At 66.9% G+C, this 22,736-nt stretch carries 22 protein-coding genes; 15 read left to right on the forward strand and 7 right to left on the reverse strand.

Going from position 1 to position 22,736, the window contains the following annotated elements:
• Nucleotides 1–17: 17 nt before the first annotated feature.
• Together CAL12_RS09835 and CAL12_RS09840 are read right to left on the reverse strand one after the other, a co-directional pair.
• Nucleotides 18–1,709: an ATP-binding cassette domain-containing protein gene (locus tag CAL12_RS09835; protein ID WP_086064319.1), complete on the reverse strand. Its 1,692-nt coding sequence runs from the start codon at nt 1,707–1,709 to the stop codon at nt 18–20.
• On the reverse strand, nt 1,706–3,394 hold the full coding sequence (locus CAL12_RS09840; RefSeq protein ID WP_086064320.1) for an ATP-binding cassette domain-containing protein: 1,689 nt from the start codon (nt 3,392–3,394) through the stop codon (nt 1,706–1,708). The genes CAL12_RS09835 and CAL12_RS09840 overlap by 4 nt, the downstream gene beginning before the upstream one ends.
• A gap of 129 nt (nt 3,395–3,523) precedes the next feature.
• Here CAL12_RS09840 and CAL12_RS09845 point away from each other — a divergent pair, with 129 nt between their 5' ends.
• The 3 genes from CAL12_RS09845 to cydX are packed head-to-tail and all read left to right on the forward strand — an operon-like array spanning nt 3,524 to nt 6,371.
• Complete coding sequence (locus CAL12_RS09845) at nt 3,524–5,086, forward strand: cytochrome ubiquinol oxidase subunit I (RefSeq protein ID WP_086064321.1); 1,563 nt, start codon at nt 3,524–3,526, stop codon at nt 5,084–5,086.
• A gap of 11 nt (nt 5,087–5,097) precedes the next feature.
• The gene (gene cydB, locus CAL12_RS09850) at nt 5,098–6,246 is read left to right on the forward strand and encodes a cytochrome d ubiquinol oxidase subunit II (RefSeq protein ID WP_086064322.1); all 1,149 of its coding nucleotides are present in this window, start codon (nt 5,098–5,100) and stop codon (nt 6,244–6,246) included.
• On the forward strand, nt 6,195–6,371 hold the full coding sequence (gene cydX / locus CAL12_RS28720; protein ID WP_420042766.1) for a cytochrome bd-I oxidase subunit CydX: 177 nt from the start codon (nt 6,195–6,197) through the stop codon (nt 6,369–6,371). Before cydB ends, cydX begins: the two co-directional genes overlap by 52 nt.
• Here the strand turns inward: cydX and CAL12_RS28725 are convergent.
• Entirely contained in the window at nt 6,316–7,050 is a 735-nt protein-coding gene (locus tag CAL12_RS28725; protein WP_420042767.1) for a TetR/AcrR family transcriptional regulator, read from the reverse strand. The two genes, cydX and CAL12_RS28725, sit on opposite strands and share 56 nt — an antisense overlap.
• Nucleotides 7,051–7,119: 69 nt before the next feature.
• Here CAL12_RS28725 and CAL12_RS09865 point away from each other — a divergent pair, with 69 nt between their 5' ends.
• Complete coding sequence (locus CAL12_RS09865) at nt 7,120–7,860, forward strand: SDR family NAD(P)-dependent oxidoreductase (protein WP_086064324.1); 741 nt, start codon at nt 7,120–7,122, stop codon at nt 7,858–7,860.
• A 102-nt stretch (nt 7,861–7,962) separates the two neighbouring features.
• On the opposite strand, the gene amt is transcribed toward CAL12_RS09865, so the two are convergent.
• Together amt and CAL12_RS09875 are read right to left on the reverse strand one after the other, a co-directional pair.
• Complete coding sequence (gene amt, locus CAL12_RS09870; RefSeq protein WP_086064325.1) at nt 7,963–9,201, reverse strand: ammonium transporter; 1,239 nt, start codon at nt 9,199–9,201, stop codon at nt 7,963–7,965.
• A 32-nt stretch (nt 9,202–9,233) separates the two neighbouring features.
• Nucleotides 9,234–9,572, reverse strand: a complete 339-nt coding sequence (locus CAL12_RS09875) for a P-II family nitrogen regulator (RefSeq protein WP_066347801.1) — start codon at nt 9,570–9,572, stop codon at nt 9,234–9,236.
• A gap of 243 nt (nt 9,573–9,815) precedes the next feature.
• On the opposite strand from CAL12_RS09875, the gene CAL12_RS09880 reads away from it, so the two are divergent.
• On the forward strand, nt 9,816–10,163 hold the full coding sequence (locus CAL12_RS09880) for an accessory factor UbiK family protein (RefSeq protein ID WP_086064326.1): 348 nt from the start codon (nt 9,816–9,818) through the stop codon (nt 10,161–10,163).
• Nucleotides 10,164–10,226: 63 nt separating this feature from the next.
• On the opposite strand, the gene CAL12_RS09885 is transcribed toward CAL12_RS09880, so the two are convergent.
• Nucleotides 10,227–11,195: a LysR family transcriptional regulator gene (locus CAL12_RS09885; RefSeq protein WP_086064327.1), complete on the reverse strand. Its 969-nt coding sequence runs from the start codon at nt 11,193–11,195 to the stop codon at nt 10,227–10,229.
• A gap of 272 nt (nt 11,196–11,467) precedes the next feature.
• On the opposite strand from CAL12_RS09885, the gene CAL12_RS09890 reads away from it, so the two are divergent.
• The 7 genes from CAL12_RS09890 (at nt 11,468) to CAL12_RS28040 (ending at nt 18,060) form a co-directional block, all read left to right on the forward strand.
• Nucleotides 11,468–12,829 carry an acyclic terpene utilization AtuA family protein gene (locus tag CAL12_RS09890; RefSeq protein WP_232464763.1) on the forward strand — a complete coding sequence of 454 codons (1,362 nt, stop codon included), beginning with the start codon at nt 11,468–11,470 and terminating at the stop codon, nt 12,827–12,829.
• Between the two features lie 23 nt (nt 12,830–12,852).
• Nucleotides 12,853–13,164 carry a DUF4387 domain-containing protein gene (locus CAL12_RS09895; protein ID WP_086064328.1) on the forward strand — a complete coding sequence of 104 codons (312 nt, stop codon included), beginning with the start codon at nt 12,853–12,855 and terminating at the stop codon, nt 13,162–13,164.
• A gap of 47 nt (nt 13,165–13,211) precedes the next feature.
• Nucleotides 13,212–14,132 carry an SMP-30/gluconolactonase/LRE family protein gene (locus CAL12_RS09900; RefSeq protein WP_086064329.1) on the forward strand — a complete coding sequence of 307 codons (921 nt, stop codon included), beginning with the start codon at nt 13,212–13,214 and terminating at the stop codon, nt 14,130–14,132.
• Nucleotides 14,133–14,152: 20 nt separating this feature from the next.
• Nucleotides 14,153–15,223 carry an Ldh family oxidoreductase gene (locus CAL12_RS09905; protein ID WP_086064330.1) on the forward strand — a complete coding sequence of 357 codons (1,071 nt, stop codon included), beginning with the start codon at nt 14,153–14,155 and terminating at the stop codon, nt 15,221–15,223.
• Nucleotides 15,224–15,296: 73 nt separating this feature from the next.
• Nucleotides 15,297–16,274 carry a tripartite tricarboxylate transporter substrate binding protein gene (locus CAL12_RS09910; protein ID WP_157792941.1) on the forward strand — a complete coding sequence of 326 codons (978 nt, stop codon included), beginning with the start codon at nt 15,297–15,299 and terminating at the stop codon, nt 16,272–16,274.
• An 89-nt stretch (nt 16,275–16,363) separates the two neighbouring features.
• Nucleotides 16,364–17,878: a YifB family Mg chelatase-like AAA ATPase gene (locus tag CAL12_RS09915; RefSeq protein ID WP_086064332.1), complete on the forward strand. Its 1,515-nt coding sequence runs from the start codon at nt 16,364–16,366 to the stop codon at nt 17,876–17,878.
• Between the two features lie 23 nt (nt 17,879–17,901).
• Nucleotides 17,902–18,060, forward strand: coding sequence for a hypothetical protein (locus CAL12_RS28040; protein WP_157792943.1), 159 nt, complete (start codon nt 17,902–17,904; stop codon nt 18,058–18,060).
• Nucleotides 18,061–18,067: 7 nt separating this feature from the next.
• Here CAL12_RS28040 and CAL12_RS09920 read toward each other — a convergent pair whose 3' ends face one another.
• Nucleotides 18,068–20,365, reverse strand: a complete 2,298-nt coding sequence (locus tag CAL12_RS09920) for a phosphocholine-specific phospholipase C (RefSeq protein WP_086064333.1) — start codon at nt 20,363–20,365, stop codon at nt 18,068–18,070.
• Nucleotides 20,366–21,032: 667 nt separating this feature from the next.
• Here CAL12_RS09920 and rpmI point away from each other — a divergent pair.
• From rpmI to pheS, 3 genes are all read left to right on the forward strand, one after another.
• Nucleotides 21,033–21,230, forward strand: a complete 198-nt coding sequence (gene rpmI, locus CAL12_RS09925) for a 50S ribosomal protein L35 (RefSeq protein ID WP_006387997.1) — start codon at nt 21,033–21,035, stop codon at nt 21,228–21,230.
• Nucleotides 21,231–21,249: 19 nt separating this feature from the next.
• Nucleotides 21,250–21,609 (forward strand): 50S ribosomal protein L20, encoded by a 360-nt coding sequence (rplT, locus tag CAL12_RS09930; protein WP_086064334.1) that lies wholly within the window; start codon nt 21,250–21,252, stop codon nt 21,607–21,609.
• Between the two features lie 99 nt (nt 21,610–21,708).
• Entirely contained in the window at nt 21,709–22,731 is a 1,023-nt protein-coding gene (gene pheS / locus CAL12_RS09935) for a phenylalanine--tRNA ligase subunit alpha (RefSeq protein WP_086064335.1), read from the forward strand.
• Nucleotides 22,732–22,736: the final 5 nt, after the last annotated feature.

The raw sequence follows: 22,736 nt of genomic DNA on the forward strand, positions 1-22,736 counted from the left end.
GTATATCGGCGCCGGGATTACGCGGCGCCCGACGCTTCGATCAGCGCGCGGCACAGCCGCAGGGGCGCCGGCCGATGGCTGACCAGCAGCAAGCCCTGGCCGGTACGCCCCAATCTCGCGTCCAGCGCTTCGATGACCCGCTGCTCCGTGCCGGCGTCCAGGCCTTCGGTGGGCTCGTCCAGCACCAGCCAGGGCGCGGGGCGCAGGAGCGCGCGTGCCAGGGCCAGGCGCCGGCATTCGCCGCCGGAGAGCGCCAGGCCGCCGTCGCCTATCCAGGTCTGCAAGCCATCGGGCAGGGCGCGGACGCGGGCGTCCAGGCAGGCGTCCGCCAGCGCCTGCCAAAGGGCGGCGTCGTCGGCGAGCGGAGCGCCCAGGCGCAGATTGTCCGCCACGGTGCCGGTCAGCAGGCCGGACTCCTGGGGCAGGTAAGCGAAGCGGGAGCGCGCCCAGCCGATGGGACGGTTCTCCAGGGCGATGCCGTCGACGGCAAAGTAGCTGGGAGGTGCCGCGCGCAGGCCGAGCAGGGCTTGCAGCATGGCGGTTTTGCCCGATCCGGATGCGCCGGCGATGCCGACCCGCGAGCCCGCGGGAAATACGCTGGCGCCGATACGCAGCGCGGCGGCATGGCCCGGTGCCGGCGATGGCGCTTCATCCCGCGATTCGCCGGCCGTTGCGTCGCGATCCATGGCCGCGTCCAGGCGCGCGCCGGCTTCGCGCAGGGCACCGTGCTGTTGGGCCGCCCGCAGCAAGGGCGCCGTGCCTTCCATGGCCGCCAGCGTAGCCAGCACGGCCAGCGCCAGCAAGGGCAGCGCGGCCTTGGCGGCCAGGATGGCGATGGCCAGCAGCGTGGCGCCAGTGATGCACGCGTGAATCGCGGCGAGATCCGCCTGTGCGTGATTGCGCCGCAGGGTCGCGGCGCCGAGTTCGGCGTCGCGCGCCATCACGGCGTCGATGGCGCCTTTTGTCAGGCCGAAGCAGCGCAGCTCAGCCGCGGCGGGCAGGTAGGCCCCCAGGGCGTCCTTCAACTTCCCGGTGGCGCGCAGCGCGTCGCGGCCGGCCTCGTCGCACCAGCGCCGTGCCAGGCGTCGGCCTATGGCCAGTTGCGCGCCCACGCCAAGGGCATATGCGGCGGGCGCCCACGGCGAGGCGAGCGCGAGCACGGCCAGTGCCGCCCCCGCGGCGGCGGCCGCGATCCAGGGCGCGGGGCGCCGGACGAAGGCGGCTTCGATGGCATCGACGTCCTGCACCAGCCGCGCGGACGCTTCTCCAGTGGAAAGCGCGAGCGCCTTGTGCGGCGGGGACGCGGCGATGCCGGCGAACAGCAGCGGACGCAATTCGGCAAGCGCGGCGAAGGCTGCCCGATGCCCGAACAGCCTTTCGCCGTAGCGGCCCGCGGTGCGCAGGATGGCCAGGCCGCGCATTCCGGCGCTGGGCAGCAGATAGTTGAAGGCCTGGACGGCCGCCGGCCCGGCGCTGCCGGCCAGCGCGGCGCCAGCCAGGAACCAGCCGGACAGCCCCAGCAGCAGCGTCGCCGCGCTGGCTGCGATCGCGCCGCTGGCCGCCGCCAGCGCCAGATCGGCGCGCCTGAGCCGGGCCTGTGTGCGGATGAAGCGTTCGACCGTGGATCGGCGCGGAGCACGTGTTGCCTCGGGGGCCGGGGCCGGACCGCGCGCGGGCTGATCGGGCAGGAAATGAAAGGGCGTCTTCATGCCAGCCGCAACGTACAGGTGGCCGCGGCGGCCAAGGTATCGGAATGGGTCGCGGCGATGACGGTGCGGTCGCGCGTGGCCTCGCGTATCAATTCCACTATGCGCTGCTCGGATGCGCCGTCCAGTTCGGCGGTGGGCTCGTCCAGGAGCAGCAGGGGCGCGGGTTTCAAGAGCGCGCGCGCCAGGGCCAGGCGCCGCCGTTCGCCGCCGGAGAGTCCCGAGCCTCTTTCGTCCAGGACGGTATCGCCGCCCAGTGGACGCCGTTCCAGGGCGGGTCCCAGGCCCACGCGCATGGCCATGGCGAGCGCGGCGGCGCGCGTGGTGCCCGGTGCGGCGGCCATCAGGTTTTCCAGGATGGTGCCGGGCAGGAAGACTGGCGCCTGGCCCGCCCACGATATCTGCGAGGGTGCGAAGGTGCTGTCGGGCGCCGCGGCCATGTCCACCCTGGTTTCGCCTATCGTGATGGCGCCGGACCTGAGCGGCGCGCGGCCTAGCAGTGCGGCGAGCAGGGTCGATTTGCCTGCTCCCGTGGCCCCACGGACCACGGTGAGTGCCGCCGCCGGCGCATCCAGGTTGATGGGGCCTATCGCCAGTTCGCCGGCGGCGACGACGGCATCGCGGCACCGTACGGCCGGTGCTTCGGCCGGCGTGCCATCGGCAGCCGGCCGGGCGCGGGTTTCGGCCGCCCCCGCATCCTGGCCGGGCAGGGTGCGCCACAGCGGCAGGAGCCGGGTGGCGGCCGCTTCGCCCAGCTGCTTTTCATGGTACGCCGCCGCCAGCCGCCGCAGCGGCGCATAGAACTCCGGCGCCAGGGCCAGGGCGTAGAACGCCGTGGGGAAGCCCAGGGTTTCAAGCGGCTTGAAGGGCAGCAGGCCCAGCAGCGCAAAGCCGCAGTACACCGCGACGATGGCCACTGAAATCGCCGCGAAGAATTCCAGCGCGGCGGACGAGATGAATGCCACCCGCAGCACGTTCATCGTGCGCCGGCTGACTTCCTGCGCGGCCGTGGCGACGCGCGCCGTCTCGGCTTGTTCGGCCTGGAAGGCCAGGATGACCGGCAGTGCGCGGACCCGATCGACGAAGTGGCCCGACAGCCTGGCCAGGGCTTCGAACTGGCGGGTCGCTTCGAGGCTGGCCGCGCCGCCCGCCAGGGCCATGACCGCGGCAAACGGAACCAGGGTTCCCAGCAGGATGGCGGCGGCCACCGGGCTGGCCGGGGCTACGGCGGCGGCAATCAGCAGGGGCCCGATGCGGGCGTCCATTTCGGCCGGCCGATACTGGCTGAAGTAGCCGTCCAGCGCTTCGATCTCATCGACGCAGGCGGCCATGGTCGCGCCGGCGGGGGGCTGGTCCGTCGCCAGGGCGGCCGTAACGGTCTGGCGGCGCAGCCGCGACTTGATCCCGTACGCCTGCCAGGCTGCCTGCCGCGAAATGGACCGCGACAGCCAGGCACGTCCCGCCGTGGCCGCGGCCAATGCCAGGAGCGAGACCACGGACGCCGCCTGCACCAGGACCAGCGTCAAGGCCAGCGCCCAGGCGGCCACGCAGGCGGTGTGCAGGACAGTCAGCAGCGCCAGCCGGCGATTGGCGGCGGCATCGCCGCGCGCCAGCGTGCGCAGCGCCCGCGCGGCGGCGCGCGGGTCGACGTTGGAGGCGCGCGCCGCGTGTTGGTTTTCTTCTGGCATCGATGGTGGACCGGGAAGGGAGCAGGGCCAGTGTGCCCCGGCTTATCCGCGCGACGTTTGAGCTAAGTCATGGGATGAGCGGATAAGCGGGCCTACGATGGCGCCGTCACGTAACACAAGGCCGATCTCATGGACGTAGTCGAACTGTCCCGCCTGCAATTCGCCCTGACGGCGATGTATCACTTTCTTTTCGTTCCGCTCACGCTGGGCCTGTCGTTCATCCTGGTCATCATGGAAAGCATCTACGTGATGACCGACAAGCCCATCTGGCGAACCGTCACCCGGTTCTGGGCGACCATCTTCGGCATCAACTTCGTGCTGGGCGTGGCGACGGGCCTGACCATGGAGTTCGAATTCGGAACCAACTGGTCGTACTACTCGCACTACGTCGGCGATATCTTCGGCGCGCCGCTGGCGATCGAAGGCCTGATGGCGTTCTTCCTGGAGGCCACCTTCGTCGGCCTGATGTTCTTCGGCTGGGAGCGCCTGAGCAAGCGCGGTCACCTGTTCGTGACCTTCATGGTGGCGCTCGGCTCGAACCTGTCGGCGCTGTGGATCCTGATCGCCAATGGGTGGATGCAGAACCCGGTCGGCGCCATCTTCAATCCCGACACCATGCGCATGGAAGTCAGCAGCTTCCGCGAGGTGTTGTTCAACCCCGTGGCGCAGGCGAAATTCGTGCACACCGTCAGCGCCGGCTATGCGACCGCATCCGTGTTCGTGCTGGGCATCTCGGCATGGATGCTGTTGCGTGGGAAATGGCGTGGCGTGGCCCAACGCTCCTTTGCCGTGGCGGCCGCCTTCGGCCTGGCGTCCGCCTTGTCGGTGGTGGTCCTGGGCGACGAAAGCGGTTATGCGCTGACCGACAACCAGAAGATGAAACTGGCCGCGCTGGAAGCCATGTGGGAAACCGAGCCCGCGCCGGCCGCCTTCACCGCCTTCGGCATCCCCAGCCTGGCGGAGCGCAAGACCCACGCCGAAGTGAAGATCCCGTATCTGCTGGGCCTGATCGCCACGCGGTCCATCGATAAGCCGGTCGCGGGAATTTTCGAACTGGTGGCCGTTTCCCAGTCGCGCATCGAAAGCGGCGTGCAGGCCTACGACGCGCTGGAGCGGCTGAAGCAGCAGCCCGGCGACGCCGCGGCGCGCGAGCAGTTCGAGCAGCATCGCCGCGACCTGGGCTACGGCATGCTGTTGAAGCGCTATGTGCAGGATCCGCGCACGGCCGATCGCGCCACGATAGAAAAGGCCGCCTGGGACACGGTGCCGGACGTGCCCGTCATGTTCTGGGTGTTCCGCATCATGGCCTTGATCGGCTTCGTACAGATCGCGGTATTCGCGGTGGCATGTGTCATGGCCGCGCGCCGTCGCTTCGATGCGCGCTGGCTGCTGAAGACGGCGATATGGATCATGCCGCTGCCCTGGATCGCCGTCGAGGCGGGCTGGGTGCTGGCCGAGCTGGGACGTCAGCCCTGGGCGGTGGACGGCGTGCTGCCGACCTTCCTGGGCGTGTCCAGCCTGACCGTCGGGCAACTGTGGACGACCATCGTGGGTTTCACCCTGCTGTACGGCGCGCTCGCCGTCGTCGAGGTCGGCCTGATCGTCCGCACCGTCAAGCGCGGTCCCTATGGCCATCACGAACCGGCCGCCCCGGGCCAAGGCATGCCTGGCGGCCTGGCCGCCGCTGAATAAGGAAAACCGACATGGAAATCCCGCTCGATTACCCGACGCTGCGCGTCATCTGGTGGGCGCTGATGGGCGTGCTGCTGATCGGCTTCGCCCTGACCGACGGCTTCGATCTCGGCGTCGCCGCGCTGCTGCCCTTCGTCGCGCGCAACGACAATGAACGCCGCATGGCCATCAACACGATCGCGCCCACCTGGGAAGGCAACCAGGTGTGGTTCATCCTGGGCGGCGGCGCCATCTTCGCGGCGTGGCCTTTCGTCTATGCCGTGAGCTTTTCCGGTTTCTATATCGCCATGTTCCTGGTACTGGCGGCGTTGATCCTGCGGCCGGTGGGCTTCAAGTACCGCTCCAAGCGGTCGTCGCCCGCCTGGCGTAACGGCTGGGACTGGGCGCTCTTCATCGGCGGTTTCGTGCCCGCGCTGGTGTTCGGCGTTGCCGTGGGCAACGTCCTGCTGGGCGTGCCATTCCATCTCGACAGCGATCTGCGCGCGACCTACGACGGGAGCTTCCTGGCGCTGTTCAGTCCTTTTTCGCTGCTGTGCGGCCTGCTGTCCGCCACGATGCTGATCACCCACGGCGCGGCATGGCTGACGATGAAGGCGGAAAACGGCGCGGTGCGCGACCGCGCGCGCCGCCTGGGTTCGATTTCGGCCTTGCTGGTGATCGTGCTCTTCGCGGCGGGCTATTTCTTCGTTGCCCATGGCGGGCTGGGTTACCGCCTGGAAGGCACGGTCGATCCGGCGGGGCCGTCCAATCCACTGCGTGCGGGCGCCGTCGCTGCGGCGGGCGCCTGGCTGGCGAATTTCTCGCAGTATCCCTGGATGACCATCGCGCCGGTCCTGGGCTTCGCCGGCGCGCTGCTGGCCCTGGTCGGCATACGCATCGGCCGCGAATGGCCCGCGTTCGCCGGTTCGTCGCTATCGGCGCTGGGCATCATCGCGACGGTCGGCTTGTCGATGTTCCCCTTCATACTGCCCAGCAGCGTGAATCCGCGTTCGAGCCTGACGGTATGGAATGCGTCGTCCAGCCATACGACCTTGTTCATCATGCTGGTCGTGACGCTGGTGTTCCTGCCCATCGTGCTGCTTTATACGGCGTGGGCCTTCAAGGTGATGTGGGGCCGCTCCACGATCAAGGCCTTGTCGACCAATCCGGACCTTTACTGAACAGGGAGTACGTCATGTGGTATTTCGCTTGGGTGCTCGGGCTGGGCCTGGCGGTGTGTTTCGGTATCCTCAACGGGATCTGGCTGGAGTATCACCAGCTCGATGAGCCGGAGACGCAGGACTAGCACCGCGAGCCGCCGCTCCATCCACCAGGCGGTCCCAGCCGGCCATCGCGATCTCGGCGATGGCCTGCAGTTCGGCCCGATCGGCACCGTCCCGGGCGCGGATCGCCATCCCGCTCTGCACGGTCTGCAGAAACCTCGCAAGCTTGGCGATGTCGAGAGATTCCGGCAGCTCGCCTTCCGCGACGCCTCTTTGCAGGCGCGGCAAGAGCGCATTGAAGGCTTCGCCGCGTGCTTTTCTCATCAGGTCGCCAAGCTCGTCATGGCCATCGCTGCCGACGGTGCCCAGGGTGACCATGCAGCCGCGCGGAAGATCGCAATCCGCTCCCGTCATCGCCGCCGCCGAGTCCCATAAATAGGCGAACGCGGCCTCGCGCGCCGTCGCGGCCTGGCGGAACCTGCCCAGCACCAGGTCTTCGTAGGTGGTGGAGTAGTACCGCAGCGCCTCGGCGTACAGCGCGTCCTTCGATCCGAAGGCGGCATAGAGACTGGTCGACCCCACGCCCAGCGCCTTCGTCAGGTCGGAGATGGACGTCGCCTCGTAGCCCTTGGTCCAGAACAGCCTCATGGCCTTCGCCAGTGCGGCCTCCCGGTCGAACTCGCGTGGCCGCCCACGCCCGCGATGCGCGCCGGCGCCGGACGCCGTGGGGACGGAAATATTTTTTTGCATGGATCGCTGCATAAATAGCTTGACCAGCCGGACAGGCCAATCCTACCATTAATGCATCAATCACTGCAAAAATGACGGAACATGAAGAATCTCGAAGGAAAACGCGCACTCGTCACCGGTGGTTCCCGGGGGATCGGAGCCGCCATCGCGCTGGCGCTCGCGGAAAACGGCGCCGACGTCGCACTGACCTTTCAACATTCCACGGACCAGGCGCGGTCGGTCGTGGCCGCGATCGAGCAGATCGGCCGCCGGGGCGTGGCGATCAAGGCCGACAGCGCCGATCCGGCGGACATCAGGAGGTCCGTGCAGCAGGCCGTCGACGCGCTCGGCGGGCTGGACATACTGGTGAACAACGCCGGCATTGCGCGCTACAACACGATCGCCGATTTCAAGCTGGCGGACATCGACGCGCTGCTCGCCGTCAACGTCCGCGGGCCCGTGCTGGCCACGCAGGCGGCCATTCCCCATCTGGGGGCCGGCGGTCGCGTCATCAACATCGGCTCCGCCGGTGCGGACCGCATTGTCGGTGCACAGGGAACGGTGTACTACATGACCAAGTCGGCGCTCCAGTCGTTCACGCGCGGCCTCGCGCACGAACTGGGTCCGAAGGACATCACGGCCAATCTGGTCCAGCCGGGTTCGACCGACACCGACATGAACCCGGCGGATGGCGAGAGTTCGGACTTCCAGCGCAGCCTCACGCCTCTGGGTCGATACGCCACGCCAGCGGACATCGCCGCCGCCGTCGCCTTCCTCGCAAGTCCGGCGGCAAGGCATCTCACCGGCAGCACCATTACGGTCGACGGTGGGTTGCTCGCCTGACCGGCCGCCGATCACTGGAACGCAGGGCATCGGTATAAGAAAAAAAGGCGCTCCTTGCGGAGCGCCTTTTTATTGCAACGGTCCGTGGACCGGCCAGCCGTATCAGCTGTGGTAGGCGGATTCGCCGTGGCAGGTCGTATCCAGGCCTTCGCGTTCAACGTCTTCCGGTACGCGCAGGCCGCAGACCATGTCGGCGATCTTGTACGCGATCCAGGCGACCACGCCCGACCACACCAGCGTCAGGACGACGCCTTCGAACTGCACCCACAGCTGGCCGCCGATTTCGCCGGCCGTCTTCAGGCCGGGGCCGCCCAGGACCTGCGCGTTGAACACGCCGGTCAGCAGCGCGCCGGTGATCCCGCCCACGCCGTGCACGCCGAACACGTCCAGCGCATCGTCTGCCTTCAGCATGCGCTTCAGGCCATTGACGCCCCAGACGCAGATCACGCCGCCGGCGATGCCGATGACGAAGGCGCCAACCATGCCGACCAGGCCGGCGGCGGGGGTGATCGCCACCAGGCCGGCCACGGCGCCGGACGCGGCGCCCAGCATCGAGGGCTTGCCCTTCAGCGCCCATTCGGTGAACAGCCAGGCCAGCACGGCGGCGGCGGTGGCGATCATCGTGTTGAAGAACGCCAGGGTGGCCTGTTCGTTGGACATCAGCGCGGAGCCCGCGTTGAAGCCGAACCAGCCCGTCCACAGCAGGGCCGCGCCGGTCATGACCATCGGCAGGTTGTGCGGCTGCATGGCTTCACGGCCGTAGCCCACGCGCTTGCCGATGACGTAGGCACCCACCAGGCCGGCGATACCGGCGTTGATGTGCACCACCGTGCCGCCGGCGAAGTCCAGCGCGCCCTTGGCGTTCATCAGGCCAGGCGCGGTCTGCGAGGCGAACCACACCATGTGCGCGATGGGCACATAGGCGAAGGTGAACCAGATGACCGTGAAGAGCAGCACCGCGGAAAAGCGCGCACGTTCGGCGAAGCTGCCGACGATCAGCGCGCACGTGATGCCGGCGAAGGTCGCCTGGAAGGACGCGAACAGGAGCTCCGTCAGCGAGCCGGTCATCGCGTACTTGCCGTCGGCCGGCGAGAACATGCCGGAAAAGAAGACGCGCGAGAAGCCGCCGAAAAAGGCATTGCCTTCGGTGAAGGCGAGCGAATAGCCGTAGATGAACCACAACACCAAGCCGACGACGAAGGTACCCATCACCTGCATCAGGACCGACAACACGTTCTTGCTTCGTACCAATCCGCCGTAAAACAGGGCGAGGCCGGGTACCGCCATCATCAACACGAGCAGTGTCGAGACCAGCATCCACGAGATATCTGCTTTATCCATTTCTTATGGCTCCTGTAGCGTCCTTATTGTGTTTACAGTGCTGCTTCGCCGGCTTCGCCCGTACGGATGCGAATGACCTGCTCCAGCCCGGCGACGAAAATCTTGCCGTCTCCGATCTTGCCCGTCCGGGCGGCCTGCTCGATGGTCTCGATGGCTTGTTCGACCAGGCTGTCCGGCACGGCGGCTTCCACGCGCAGCTTGGGCAGAAAGTCGACGGCGTATTCCGCGCCGCGATAAAGTTCGGTGTGGCCCTTCTGCCGGCCAAAGCCCTTGACTTCCGTCACCGTCAGTCCCTGGACCCCTATACCGGACAAAGCCACTCGCACCTCGTCGAGCTTGAAGGGCTTGATGATGGCGATGATGAGTTTCATGGCTGGTTCCTCTTTGGTTGCACGTTGGCCCTGCCTCTAAAGCAAAATCGATGCCATCTTTTTGGTTGAGGGGCGGGGCGTTTTACCTTGGTTACGGAGATCGGCTTGGCGGTCCTGCACCGTACCGGTGCGCACCGTCGCAAGGCATGCTCGTTATTGGTGCATTTTCGGGTGCGCGCGGTGCAAGCCGTGCCGCAACGCTCTACACTGAGGACTGTCCAGGTATCAGGTATGAGGAAAGCCATGAACGCGACGCAATGGATGGAAGACCTGCAAAAGAACATCTCGGATCTGATCGCCCGCAGTCCCGCGGCGGACATTGAGCGCAATGTCCGCGCGATGATGGCGCAAGGGTTTTCGCGGCTGGATCTGGTGACGCGCGAAGAATTCGACGTGCAGGCGGAATTGCTGGCGCGGACCGTGGCCCGCGCGGATCAGCTGGCCGTGCAGATCAGCCAGCTGGAGGCCCGTATCAATGTGCTGGAGGCCGGGCAGAGCAAGGCCGCGCCAGCCGCTGCGGCTGCTTCGGCCGCTTCATCAACGCCGGCCGCCTCGCCCACGCCGGGCGGCCCCACGGGCGCGCAGGGGTAGCCGGGCGCGGCTGCCACCGCCCCACGGTGGCGGCCCGCCGGCGCGGGCGCGCCATCTGCCGTATCAGGGGGCGGCCGGCGCCTGCCGGGTCTGGAACTGACGCGTCAGGAAGTCGAGCAGCGTGCGCGCCGACGCGGACAGGGTGTCCTCGGACCGGTAGGCGATCAGGATGCGCTTGTTGGCCCACGATTCCGTCAGCGGCACCGCGCTGATGCTGAGGATGTCCAGGTACATATCCGCCAGCTGTTTCAACACGAACGAAATGCCCAGGCCCGCGTGCACCATGCGGCACAGGGCGTCGAAGCTGTTGACGCGGATCTTCATTCGTATTTCCCGGCCTATCAGGGCCGCCTGCTGTGCCAGCTTGGCGTTGTAGGCGCTTTCCGCATGCAGGCCGATCAGGGGTTCGTCCAGCAGCTCGGCGAAGCGTACCGAGTCCAGTCCGGCCATGCGGTGCGCACGGGGGAAGATGGCCACCAGGCTGTCCTCGCGGTAGGGACGGCTGACCGCGGCGGCTTCGCCCAGGTACCAGTCGTTGCCGATGCCCAGGTCGGCGCTGCCGTCTTCCACGCTCTTCAGGATTTCGCCGCCGCGTTTTTCTTCCAGTTCGATGCTGACGTCGGGATATGTCCGCGAAAATGCGGCGATGTCTTCCGGCAGGTATTGGTCGATGGACGAGATGTTGGCGACCACGCGGACGGTGCCTTGCAGCCCCGACGCATAACGGCCCAGCGCCGTGCCCATCAGTTGGAGTTCGGCCAGGGCGGCGGACGCGTAGCGCATGACGGTTTCGCCGGCCGCCGTCGGCGTGATGCCGCGCGGCGAACGGTAGAGCAGGGGTACGCCGACTGACTTTTCCAGGTCGGATATGCGCCGGCTGACGGCGGACGGGACGATGCACGCCCGCGCGGCGGCCGCGGCGATGCTATGCGCTTCGCAGGCGTCGACGAAGAGTCGCAGCGACGTCAGGTCCAGCCTGCGCATCAGCGTATCGATGGGCCCGCCTGCGTCTGATGCGCCGTTCGGGTTCATGGTTGTCCTCCAGATCCGTGGTGTAGCCCGGCCATGCCTAGGCGGCCCCGCCTAACCGGCCGTGCCTGGGCGGCCCCGCCTGACCGGCCGTGCCTGACCGGCCGTGCCTAACCGGCCGTGCCGAATCAGCATGTCCCCCCTCTTGAATGAACGCTTGTCGCGGCGCGCCGCGGGGACGAAAGTGCCGACCTGTACCGCTTGCTCGGCCAGCGCGGTCGCCGAGGCGCGCGGCGAGCCGACATGATTCCACAAAATGCGCGGGAGGTAGACACATGACCAACGAAGTACGCATGGTTTCGGCCAGCGGGATCCTGGGCTATGGATTCCCCGAGGCCTCGCTCAAGGCCGCCTTGAAGGCGCGCCCGCACATGATAGGCGTGGACGGCGGCAGCTCGGATCCCGGTCCGCATTACCTGGGCTCCGGCAAGACGCTGAACTCCGTGCTGCAGATGAAGCGCGACCTCCGCCTGCTGCTGCGCGGCGCGATGGAATTGAACATTCCCATGATGATAGGCACCTGCGGTGGCGCTGGCGGCGAGCCGCATCTGCAGGCCTGCGCCGCGCTGGTGCGCGAAATCGCGCGGGAAGAGGGCATGGGCTTCAAGATGGCCCTGATCCACGCCGAGCAGGACAAGCAGGCCCTGAAGGCAGGCATCCGCGCCGGCCGCGTGAAGCCGTTGGGCAAGGCCGGCCCCTTGAGCGAAGACACCGTGGACCGCGCCGAACGCATCGTCGGCATGATGGGTCCCGAGCCGCACCTGTCCGCGCTGCGGTCCGGGGCCCAGGTCATCCTGGCCGGCCGCGGCACCGACCCCGCCCCATGGGTTGCGCTTGCCACGCATCACGGTATTCCGCCGGCGCCCGCGTGGTACGCGGGCAAGCTGCTGGAATGCGCCTGCAACGCCGCCCTGCCGAAAAAGCACGACTGCCTGATCGCCACGGTCGGCACCGACTACGTCGAGGTGGAACCCGCCAATCCGGAGCTGCGCTGCACGCCCTTGTCGGTGTCGGTGCAGGCCCTGCACGAAAGCGCCAGTCCCATCGTCCGTCACGAACCGGGCGGCGTGCTCGATACCAGCGCCTGCGTCATGCAGGCGCTTTCGGACCGTCGCGTGCGCGTTTCGGGCATGGTGTGGCAGCCGGCGCCCTACACCATCAAGCTGGAGGCGGCGGCCTGCTCCGGCTATAGCGCGATTGCCTTCGCCGGCACGCGCGATCCGGGCCTGATCGGGCAGCTGGACAGCTTCATCGCCGGGATCACGGAAGCTTCCCATACCAAGATCGCGGCGCTCGGCATTGCGCGCGACAGCTACCGCATCGTGATCCGCCTGTACGGCAAGGACGGCGTGATGGGTGAGTGGGAGCCCTTGCAGGGTGTACGCAGCCACGAGATCGGCATCCTGGCCGAAGTCGTGGGGGTCACCCAGGAAATCGCCAATGCCGCGCTGGCCCTGACGCGCGTCACGCTGCTGCACAGCGATTTCCCTGGCCGCCTGTGCCGCGAAGGCAATATGGCCTTCCCCTTTTCGCCGTCCGACATCGAACGGGGGCCGGTCTATGAGTTCACCATGCAGCACGTGATCCAGACCGACGACCCGCTGGGGATGTTTCCCATCGAATACGAAACCGTCTAGCCAGGCCTGCCAGGAGCCGCCCCATGATCAGACTCAAAGACATCGCCAAGGCCTGCAAAAGCAAGAATGCCGGCCCCTTCGAATTGACGCTGGACATCATGTTCGACAGCGAGGAAACCTTCGAGAAGGTGCGCCGTTGCGGCGTCATCACGCGCGAGCGCATCGCCGTCTTGTATGGCGTGTCGCCCGACGATGTCCTGTTCACCATATACCCGCCGGCGCTCGCCTTCAAGGCCACCCTGCCGCGCCGCATCGTGTCGGGCGCCATCGGCGACACCGATGTCTATGGCGCGCAGCAGCATGCGCCCCTGCTGGACCTGGAACTGCCGCTGTAGCGCGAGACGAGTCGCCGCAAGACGCGACCGGATAAAAGGAGATTGCCATGTACGCCGCACCCCCGGCGATGAAGACCGAGGTCTTCACGCGTATCCCCGATCGATATCGCAAGGCCGGCCAGCTGTCGGACGAGCGCCTGCGCGCCGGCAAGGGCACACGCGCGACCGACAGCTACATCGAAGGTCCGTCCTTCGACAGGCAGGGCAACCTGTACCTGGTCGACATCGCCTTCGGCCTGGTCTTTCGGGTGTCGCCCGCCGGCGAGGTCACGCAGCTGATCGAGTACGACGGCGAGCCCAACGGGTTGAAGATCCATCGCGACGGCCGCATTTTCGTGGCCGACCACAAGAACGGCATCCTGCTGCTGGATGCGGAGGCCGGGCGCGTCACGCCGCATATCCGGCGCGCGCGCACCGAAGGTTTCAAGGGCCCCAACGATCTGTTCTTCGCCGCCAATGGCGATATGTACTTTACCGACCAGGGCCAGACCGGCTTGCAGGATCCATCCGGGCGCGTATACCGGCAGGGCGCCGACGGCTATTTCGAATGCCTGCTGGATAACGTTCCCAGTCCCAACGGCATCGTCATGAATCCGGCGGAAACCATGCTCTACGTGGCCGCCACCCGCGGGAACTGCGTCTGGCGCGCCATGGTGCTGCCGGATCGCTCGCTGACCCGAGTGGGCCTGTTCGTCCAGATGTCCGGCGGCGCCGGACCGGACGGCATGGCGGTGGACCAGGCCGGCAATCTCTACGTCGCGCATGCCGGGATGGGCGCGGTGTGGAAGTTTTCGCCGCGCGGCGAACCGCTGCTGCGCATCGATTCGTGCATGGGGCATATGACCACCAACATCGCCTTCGGCGGCCAGGACAACCGCGACCTGTTCATCACCGAATCGGAAACCGGCAGCGTGCTCGTGGCGCGCATGGATACGCCGGGCCAGCCGATGTATTCGCACGCGGGCTGAACCGAACTACAGGAACCATCATGGAAGACACGACATCCACCCAAGCGGACGCAACACGCGTGGACCCGGCAAGGGTGCGCGAACTGGCCGCCGCCGTCTACGAAAGCGCCGGCGTACCGGCCGATGACGCCTTGCTGGCCGCCGATACGCTGGTGCAGGCGGACCTGTGGGGCCATCAGTCGCACGGCATGCTGCGGCTCGGCTGGTACTACGCGCGCCTGCGCTCCGGCGCGATGAAGGCCGTGACGGAAACCCGCCTGGCTGTGGATGCCGGCGCGATCGCGGTCCTGGACGGCGGCGACGGCGTCGGACAGGTCGTGGCCCGCCGGGCCGTCGACGAAGCGGTGGGGCGCGCGCGCAAGCACGGCGTGGGCGTGGTCTCCATCCGCAATTCGAATCACTTCGGCACCTGCATGTACTACACGCGCATCGGCGCGCAGCAGGGCTGCGTGATGATGTTGATGAGCAACGCCGGTCCCAACATGGCGCCCTGGGGTGGACTGAAGAAAAAGATAGGCACCAATCCCTGGTCCATCGCCGCGCCCGGCGGCAGCCATCCGCCGGTGGTGATGGACATGGCCAACTCGGGCGTGGCGCGCGGCAAGATCTACCTGGCCAACAAGCGGCGCGAACCCATCCCGTCGCACTGGGCCATCGACGCGCAGGGCAATCCCACCACGGATCCCAAGGCCGCGCTGGAAGGCTTCATCCTGCCCATGGCGGGCCACAAGGGCTATGTGATGGGCGTCATGGTCGACGTCCTGTCCGGCGTGCTGTCGGGCAGCCAGTTCCTGGATCGCGTCCATGGTCCCTATGACCCGGTCAACCGCAGCGGGGCAGGGCACCTGATGATCGCCCTGGACGTGGCGGCATTCCAGCCCATCGAGGAATACAACCGCCGTATCGACGAGTACATCGTTTCATTGAAGGACGTGCCGGTGGCGCCGGGCCATCGCCAGGTCTATTACCCCGGCGAAATGGAGGTCCAGGCCGACGCGGAAAACCGCGCCAATGGCCTGCTTCTGCCCGCCGATACGCTGGCCGATGTCGAGCGCGTGGCGCGGGAGGCGGGCGTGCCGTACCCATACTGATTTCACGGGTCCGGCCGCCACGGCCGTCCCGCAAACAATCGGGGCGCGAGCCCTAAGAACAGGAGGAGATTCCATGAACCGCAGACTGATCATCCAGGCGGGCGTCGCGCTATGCGCGCAAGCCGTGATCGCATCGGCGTCGGCGCAGTCCGCGTCCGACTTTCCCACGCGCACCGTGCGCATCGTTTCCGGACTGGCGGCCGGCAGCAGCATGGACCTGGTCGCGCGCACCATCAGTCCCAAGCTGGCCGAGCTGTGGGGCCAGGCAGTGATCGTCGAAAACCGCGCCGGCGCGGCGGGCAATATTGCCGCCGAGCACGTTGCCCGCGCGGACGACGGCCACACGCTGCTGATCGCGCAGAATGCGATCACGGTCAGCGCGTCGCTATATCCGCGCCTGAAGTACGACTTGCGCAAGGACCTGAAAGCCGTATCGCAGGTGACCGCGATGCCGCACGTCGTCGTGGTGACGCCGACGCTGCCGGTGAAGAACCTGCAGGATTTCATCGCGCTCGCCAAGTCCAAGCCCAACCAGCTGAACTTCAGTTCGGCGGGCATCGGCAACGCCGACGACATGGCGGCCGAACTCTTTGCCACGATGGCCAACCTGCAGATGATGCATGTGCCGTACACCGGTGGCTCCCAGGCGCTGACGGCCGCCGCTGCGGGTGACGTGCAACTGTATTTCCCGGGCCTGCCTGTCAGCCTGCCGCTGGTGAAGGCGGGCAAGGTCAAGGCATTGGCGGTCACCAGCAAGACCCGCTCGCCGGCCTTGCCGGACGTCCCGACGATGCAGGAAGCCGGCCTGCCCGGGTATGAGACCGTGCTGTGGTACGGCGTGTACGCGCCGGCGTCCATGCCCGACGCGACGGTCAAGCGCATCTCCGCCGACATCCGGAAGGCCTTGCAGATGCCTGACGTGAAGGAAAAGCTGGGTGGCGCCGGCATCGACGTGGTGGGTAGTACGCCGGAGCAATTCCAGGCCTACACCAACTCGGAAATCGATCGCTGGGCCACCATCGTGCGCGAGCGCAATCTGAAGGTGGATTGAGCGCTGTCGCGTGACGTTTTCATCTCCGCCATCGCATGCGCTGGCGGTTTTTTTTCATACTGCGCTTTTCTTCCCGAACAAGCGTAGTCATGAGTCTTGCCGTCTTGAACAGCCGCGCGCTGGTGGGGCTGCACGCGGCGCCGGTCCACGTCGAAACGCACGTGGCCGCCGGCTTGCCGTCATTCGCGGTGGTCGGCCTGGCCGACGTGGCGGTGCGCGAAAGCCGCGAACGCGTGCGTGCCGCGATCCAGAACAGCGGCTTCGAGTTCCCTGCCGGCCGGCTCACCGTCAGCCTGTCGCCGGCCGACCTGCGCAAGGAATCGGCGCGCTTCGATCTGCCGATCGCGGTGGGCGTCTTGTTGGCCTCAGGCCAGATCGCCATGCCGGAATTGTTGTCCAAGAACGGTGTGTCGAGCCTGTCCAGGCTGGTGCTGGCGGGCGAGCTCTCCTTGACCGGCGTGCTGGTTCCCGTGGCCGCGCCCCTGGCGATCGCGCTAGGGGTGGCGCGCGACCAGCCGGACGCCACGCTCATCCTGCCCGCGGCCAGCGCGGCCCAGGCTGCCCATGTGCCGGGATTGCAGGTGTTGTCCGCGGGGACGCTGGCCGACGTGGTGGCCCATTTATGCGATCGGGCGCCTTTGCCGGTCGCGCATCCCGCGCCGTGGCCCGTCGCGGCGGATGGCCCTTGCCTGTCGGAGGTGAAAGGGCAGTGCGGCGCGCGGCGCGCGCTGGAGCTCGCGGCCGCGGGCGGGCATAGCCTGTTGATGGTTGGGCCACCCGGCGCGGGCAAGAGCATGCTCGCGCACCGTTTGCCGGGCTTGCTGCCGCCTCTGGCGCACCTGCAGGCGCTGGAGGTATCCGCCATCGCGGGGCTGGCGATGGGGAATGCATCGTTCGATCTGCGGCCGCCGTTCCGCGCGCCGCATCATGGCGCGACCGCCGTGGCGCTGGTGGGTGGTGGAGCGCGCGTGCGTCCCGGGGAAATCAGCCTGGCTCACCATGGGGTGCTGTTCCTCGATGAATTGCCCGAATTCGACCGCCGCGCGCTCGAAGCGCTGCGCGAGCCGCTGGAAACCGGTCGAGTATCGATCGCCCGCGCGGCACGTACGCTGGAATACCCCGCGCGTTTTCAACTCATCGCGGCGATGAATCCTTGTCCCTGCGGTTGGCGCGGCCATCCACGCATTGCCTGCCGCTGCACGCCGGAACAGGCGGATCGCTACCGCGCGAGGTTGTCCGGCCCCTTGCTGGACCGCATCGACCTGCAGATCGAACTGCCGCCGCCGGCGCCGGACTGGATGGACGGCCCGCCGGGTGAGGCCTCCGCGCCGGTGCGCGAGCGTGTCGTTGCCTGCCGGGAACGGCAGCAGGCGCGCCAGGGCAAACTCAACGCCCGGCTCGATGCGCGGGAACTGGATGAGCATTGCCGCCTGACCGGCGAGGCGCGCGCTTTGCTGAGACAGGCGATGATGCGCCTGAACGCCTCGGGCCGCGCCGCGCATCGCGTGCTGCGGGTGACCAGGACGGCGGCCGATCTGGAAGGCGTGGATATCGTCGGTCCCGGGCATATCGCCGAAGGCGTGCAGTTGCGGCAGCCATCATGAGCAGATGAACATGGGAGATGAACATGCGTGATCGAACGAAGGTCGGCGCGGTCCTGGCCGCCATGGTGCTGGCGATGCTGCTGAGCGGCTGCGCCGCCGATCCCGCGCAGCGGGTGAACGGCGACGCGTGGCGCCATGGCTTCAGCTATGCAGGCCCCAACTACCCGGATACCGGGTGGTGATGGCGGCCTAGAACCCGTCCGCCAATCCCATGGCCGGATCGCTGACGGAGTGGCGGCCAGTCTCGATGCGGCCGGCCACGCGGCGCACGAAGCTGGGGTCGGAATCCGCCGTCACCATCAGGTCGTACCAGTTGCCGGTGTCGCGCAGCACCAGCGTCATGATGGCCTGGCGGCCAGGACGCACCGTCGCCGTCCAGGAACCACTGCGCCTGTCGACGTCGAAGTCGCCGCCACGGGCGCGCAGGTCGCCATAGGCCTTGTTCGACCTGACGGTGAATTCCACAGGGCGGTCGCCGTCGTTGCGAGCGGTCAGGCGCACATTGCCGCTTCTGCCGTCCGGCTCGAATTCGATTTCCGGCGCGGCCGCCTTGCGCTTGTCCTGCACGCCAAGATCGCCGGCCAGATGGCGGTGGAAGCCGTTGGGACCCAGGATCCACAAGTCGTACTCGCCGTTGTCGGCGCCTGCCGACCAGTCGTCCTGCAGCGAGCGGTGCGCTTCCACCATGTAGCGGCGCGGCACGCGATCCAGGTGCAGCTTGTCGTACACGTGAAAGACGGCGCCCGCGTCGCCCGAATTGACGAACTTCAGCGTGACCTGGTCGCGGCGCGCGTCGGTCTCGACCTGCAGGCCCAGCTCATAGGGCAGGGCGCGCGACGGGCGTATGCCGCTGGCCTGCACCGGCATATTCGGCGTGGCCGGCGGGTTGATCTTGGGCGCGCTCTGCTGCGAGGCGGTCAGCGCATCGACCTGGTCCTTGGTCGCGCTGCCGTTCAGGACCGGCAACGGCTCGGCATTCGGATTCTCGAAGTTGAAGGCGCTGGTCAGGTCGCCGCACACCGCCCGGCGGTATTTGCTGATCTGCGGCTCCTGCACGCCGAAGCGCTTTTCCAGGAACATCAGCGTGGAGGTGTGGTCGAAGACCTGCGAATTCACCCAGCCGCCGCGGCTCCAGGGCGAGACCACCCATAGCGGCACGCGCGGGCCCGGGCCGTAGGGCCGGCCGTCCTGGGCCGGCTGGCTGGGCGTGGCGGGCGTGTAGTTGTGGTACTCGACGGCCATGTCTTCCGCACGCAGGGTGACGGCGCCGGCCAGGCTGCCGTCCGGATTGTGCGAAGGCGCGGTGGGCGGTGGCAGGTGGTCGAAAAAGCCGTCGTTTTCGTCGTAATTGATCAGCAGGACGGTCTTGCTCCAGACCTCCGGGTCGGCGGTGAGCGCGTCCAGCACTTCCTGCACATACCAGCCGCCCTTGATCGGGCTCGACGGGCCGGGGTGTTCGCTATAGGCCGACGGCGCGATGATCCAGGAAACTTCCGGCAGCTTGCCGGCCTGGATGTCGGCGCGGAAGGTCTCCAGGAAGCCCTGCGGCATGGTGTTGGCGAAGCCCTTGGCCAGCGGGCTCAGCGCGTCGTCCGTGAGTGGGTCGTAGGCCGGACCGGCGAGATTCACGTCCTGTGTGATGTCGGTCTTGGGCACGTAGACGGGACGGCGCGACGGTGGCATCTTCTCGATTTCCGCGCGCCAGTGGCGGAAGCTCATCATTTCATTGCAGCCGTAGTTGTCGATCAGGCTCTGGTAGACCTTCCACGACACTCCGGCTTTCTGCAGGCGATCGGCGTAGGTGGTCCAGGTCCAGCCTTCGGTGGACGGGCCGATATCGTTGCCGCCGTTGTACTGGTTGTTGAGCACGGCGACGTTCACCGGACCGCCTTCCGTCGGGTCCAGGCCGTTCGGGCCGTTGGTGCCCGTCCAGTAGAACAGGCGGTTGGCGATGGTGCCGGTATGCATGCCGCAGTGATAGTGGTCACAGAGCGTGAAAGCCTCGGCCAGCGCGCGCTGGAAGGGCACTTCGGCTTCTTCGTAATAACCCATGGAAAGCGGGTTCTTGGCATCCGGCCAGTTGCTCATGCGGCCCTGGTCCCAGGCGGCCTGCGTATCCGCCCAGGTGTGCGGGGTGCTGCCGGCGCGTTGCGCGTTGCCCTGGTTTTCGTCCAGGTGATAGGGTGTGTAAGTGGTGGGCGGGCTGGTCTTGCTGTAGGTCTGGTAGAAGACGTTCTGGCCATTGGCGACCGGTACCGCGAAGCGGTCCCCGAAGCCGCGCACGCCGCGGAAAGTGCCGAAGTAGCCGTCGAAGGAACGGTTTTCCATCATCAGCAGGACCACGTGCTTGACGTCCTTGATCGTGCCGGTGTCGTGGTGCGCCGGGATGGCCAGGGCGCGCCGGATGCCGGGCGGGAAGGTGGCCAGGGCGGCGGCCGACAGGCCGGATGTGGCAACGTTCTGAAGGAACTTGCGGCGGGAGGTCATCGTATGCGTTTCCTTGGGCGTGGGCTGCGAGGCCGCCGGATCTGGCGACGCGACAGAGCCTAGGGATGCGATATGACCGTTGATTGGCGCGTCTTCGCTCGCGCGGCGGCAGCCAGCCGACGTGATGGCGGTGTGCGCGGATTACGCAACTTAAGTAACGGTTAGTGACGTTGCCTTGCCGGTGAGTGGGCGCCCGGGCCCCCGGTGTTGGGGAGCCGCATGCGCGACAGCGTGCGCTGGCGGGCTGTAAGAAGTGTTTCGAGTTGGCAAATTGCGTAGGGGCCGGGTGCCTTCGTCTCCCGGGCGCCACACCATGGCCGTTGAAATACGATTGCAATTTCCGTCTTCTGGGACAGGGCGGGACGGACCGGATGCCGGCGCGCCGGACGCTGTTCGGCAGGCCGGTTAGACAGCTGGGCCAAAAATGCCATATAATCAAAGGCTTTCCAGCTTCAGCACGGGCTGGAAAGATCCCTGCAGTACCCCAACAGCAGTACCCCAACAGCAGTACCAACAAATAGCAGTACCAACAAATGGTCCGGGTGGCTGTAAGCCATCGAAGACCTGCAACCGGTTTTACCCGGCGGGCAGGCACCTGCGAGGCCATAACGTTAATCAACCTTCGTCCGGCGACGGACGGCACTCCGAAAGGAAGCAAGGGACTATCATGCCCAAGATGAAGACCAAGAAAAGCGCCGCCAAGCGCTTTCAGGTTCGCGGCAGCGGATCGATCAAGCGGGGTCAGGCTTTCAAGCGCCATATCCTGACCAAGAAGACCACCAAGAACAAGCGCCAGCTGCGCGGTTCGGCGGCCGTACACGAGACGAACGTCGCCTCGGTCAAGGCCATGATGCCTTTCGCTTGATAGATAACGGAGATCCACTATGCCTCGCGTCAAACGCGGCGTTACCGCCCGCGCCCGTCACAAGAAAGTTCTCAACGCCGCCAAGGGCTATCGCGGCCGTCGCGGTAATGTATTCCGCATCGCCAAGCAGGCGGTCATGCGCGCCGGGCAATACGCCTATCGCGATCGCCGCAACAAGAAGCGTACCTTCCGCGCCCTGTGGATCACGCGTATCAATGCCGCGGTGCGTGAGCACGGCGTCACCTACAGCGTGTTCATCGCCGGCTTGAAGAAGGCGTCCATCGATCTGGACCGCAAGGTGCTGGCCGATCTGGCCGTGCGCGACAAGGCCGGCTTCGCCGCCGTGGTCCAACAGGCCAAGGCTGCCCTGTCCGCCTGATCGTTTTCGACGTATCGCGCATTGCTGCAAACAGGGCTGTCATGGCCCTGTTTGCGTTTTTGACGGCCGCATTCGTGCCGCGTTTCCTAGGCTGATGCCATGACACTGTTGGTCGACGACCTGATCGCCCAGGCGAAAGAACGATTCGCGGACGCGCCCGACGCCGCCGCGCTGGAAAACGCCAAGGCGCGCTTCCTGGGCAAGGAAGGCGCGCTGACCGTGCTGCTGCGCGGCCTGGCGCAACTGACGCCGGAAGAAAAACGTGAAATGGGTGCGCGCGTGAATCGCGCCAAACAGCAGATCGAAGAACTGCTGAACCAGCGCCGCGCCGAACTGGCGCAGGCCGAGCTGGACCAGCGCCTGGCTTCCGAAACCATCGACGTGACCCTGGCCGGACGTGGCCGCGGCGTGGGCGGCATCCATCCGGTCATCCGTACCTGGGAACGCGTCGAAACCATCTTCCGCTCCATCGGCTTCGATGTCGCCGACGGGCCCGAGATCGAGAACGACTGGACCAACTTCACCGCGTTGAACAATCCGGAAAATCATCCGGCGCGTTCCATGCAGGACACCTTCTACGTCGACATGAACGACGCCCAGGGCCTGCCGCTGCTGCTGCGCACGCATACCAGTCCCATGCAGGTGCGCTATGCCCGCATGAACAAGCCGCCGATCAAGGTGATCGCGCCTGGCCGCACTTATCGTGTGGACAGCGATGCCACGCATTCGCCGATGTTCCATCAGGTCGAAGGCTTGTGGATCGCCGAGGACGTGTCCTTCGCCGACCTGAAAGGCGTCTACACCGACTTCCTGCGCTGCTTCTTCGAAAGCGACGACCTGGTGGTGCGTTTCCGCCCGTCATTCTTCCCGTTCACCGAGCCGTCGGCGGAAATCGACATGATGTTCACCAGCGGCCCGAATCGCGGACGCTGGCTGGAAATCTCCGGTGCGGGGCAGGTGCACCCGGTGGTGGTGCGCAATTTCGGCCTGGATCCCGAGCGGTACATCGGCTTCGCGTTCGGCTCCGGCCTGGAGCGCCTGGCCATGCTGCGCTATGGCGTGAACGATCTGCGCCAGTTCTACGAAGGCGATCTGCGTTTCCTTCGTCAGTTCAACGAATAACCTAC

It is taken from the genome of Bordetella genomosp. 8 (assembly GCF_002119685.1).
In the GTDB taxonomy this organism is placed as follows: Bacteria; Pseudomonadota; Gammaproteobacteria; order Burkholderiales; family Burkholderiaceae_B; genus Bordetella_C.

Excerpts from the sequence above, each read along its gene's own strand:
- CAL12_RS09835 (WP_086064319.1), bottom strand. The coding sequence starts at position 1,709 with ATGAAGACGCCCTTTCATTTCCTGCCCGATCAGCCCGCGCGCGGTCCG.
- CAL12_RS09840 (WP_086064320.1), bottom strand. The coding sequence starts at position 3,394 with ATGCCAGAAGAAAACCAACACGCGGCGCGCGCCTCCAACGTCGACCCG.
- CAL12_RS09845 (WP_086064321.1), top strand. The coding sequence starts at position 3,524 with ATGGACGTAGTCGAACTGTCCCGCCTGCAATTCGCCCTGACGGCGATG.
- cydB (WP_086064322.1), top strand. The coding sequence starts at position 5,098 with ATGGAAATCCCGCTCGATTACCCGACGCTGCGCGTCATCTGGTGGGCG.
- CAL12_RS28725 (WP_420042767.1), bottom strand. The coding sequence starts at position 7,050 with ATGCAGCGATCCATGCAAAAAAATATTTCCGTCCCCACGGCGTCCGGC.
- CAL12_RS09865 (WP_086064324.1), top strand. The coding sequence starts at position 7,120 with ATGAAGAATCTCGAAGGAAAACGCGCACTCGTCACCGGTGGTTCCCGG.
- amt (WP_086064325.1), bottom strand. The coding sequence starts at position 9,201 with ATGGATAAAGCAGATATCTCGTGGATGCTGGTCTCGACACTGCTCGTG.
- CAL12_RS09875 (WP_066347801.1), bottom strand. The coding sequence starts at position 9,572 with ATGAAACTCATCATCGCCATCATCAAGCCCTTCAAGCTCGACGAGGTG.
- CAL12_RS09880 (WP_086064326.1), top strand. The coding sequence starts at position 9,816 with ATGAACGCGACGCAATGGATGGAAGACCTGCAAAAGAACATCTCGGAT.
- CAL12_RS09885 (WP_086064327.1), bottom strand. The coding sequence starts at position 11,195 with ATGAACCCGAACGGCGCATCAGACGCAGGCGGGCCCATCGATACGCTG.
- CAL12_RS09890 (WP_232464763.1), top strand. The coding sequence starts at position 11,468 with ATGACCAACGAAGTACGCATGGTTTCGGCCAGCGGGATCCTGGGCTAT.
- CAL12_RS09895 (WP_086064328.1), top strand. The coding sequence starts at position 12,853 with ATGATCAGACTCAAAGACATCGCCAAGGCCTGCAAAAGCAAGAATGCC.
- CAL12_RS09900 (WP_086064329.1), top strand. The coding sequence starts at position 13,212 with ATGTACGCCGCACCCCCGGCGATGAAGACCGAGGTCTTCACGCGTATC.
- CAL12_RS09905 (WP_086064330.1), top strand. The coding sequence starts at position 14,153 with ATGGAAGACACGACATCCACCCAAGCGGACGCAACACGCGTGGACCCG.
- CAL12_RS09910 (WP_157792941.1), top strand. The coding sequence starts at position 15,297 with ATGAACCGCAGACTGATCATCCAGGCGGGCGTCGCGCTATGCGCGCAA.
- CAL12_RS09915 (WP_086064332.1), top strand. The coding sequence starts at position 16,364 with ATGAGTCTTGCCGTCTTGAACAGCCGCGCGCTGGTGGGGCTGCACGCG.
- CAL12_RS28040 (WP_157792943.1), top strand. The coding sequence starts at position 17,902 with ATGCGTGATCGAACGAAGGTCGGCGCGGTCCTGGCCGCCATGGTGCTG.
- CAL12_RS09920 (WP_086064333.1), bottom strand. The coding sequence starts at position 20,365 with ATGACCTCCCGCCGCAAGTTCCTTCAGAACGTTGCCACATCCGGCCTG.
- rpmI (WP_006387997.1), top strand. The coding sequence starts at position 21,033 with ATGCCCAAGATGAAGACCAAGAAAAGCGCCGCCAAGCGCTTTCAGGTT.
- rplT (WP_086064334.1), top strand. The coding sequence starts at position 21,250 with ATGCCTCGCGTCAAACGCGGCGTTACCGCCCGCGCCCGTCACAAGAAA.
- pheS (WP_086064335.1), top strand. The coding sequence starts at position 21,709 with ATGACACTGTTGGTCGACGACCTGATCGCCCAGGCGAAAGAACGATTC.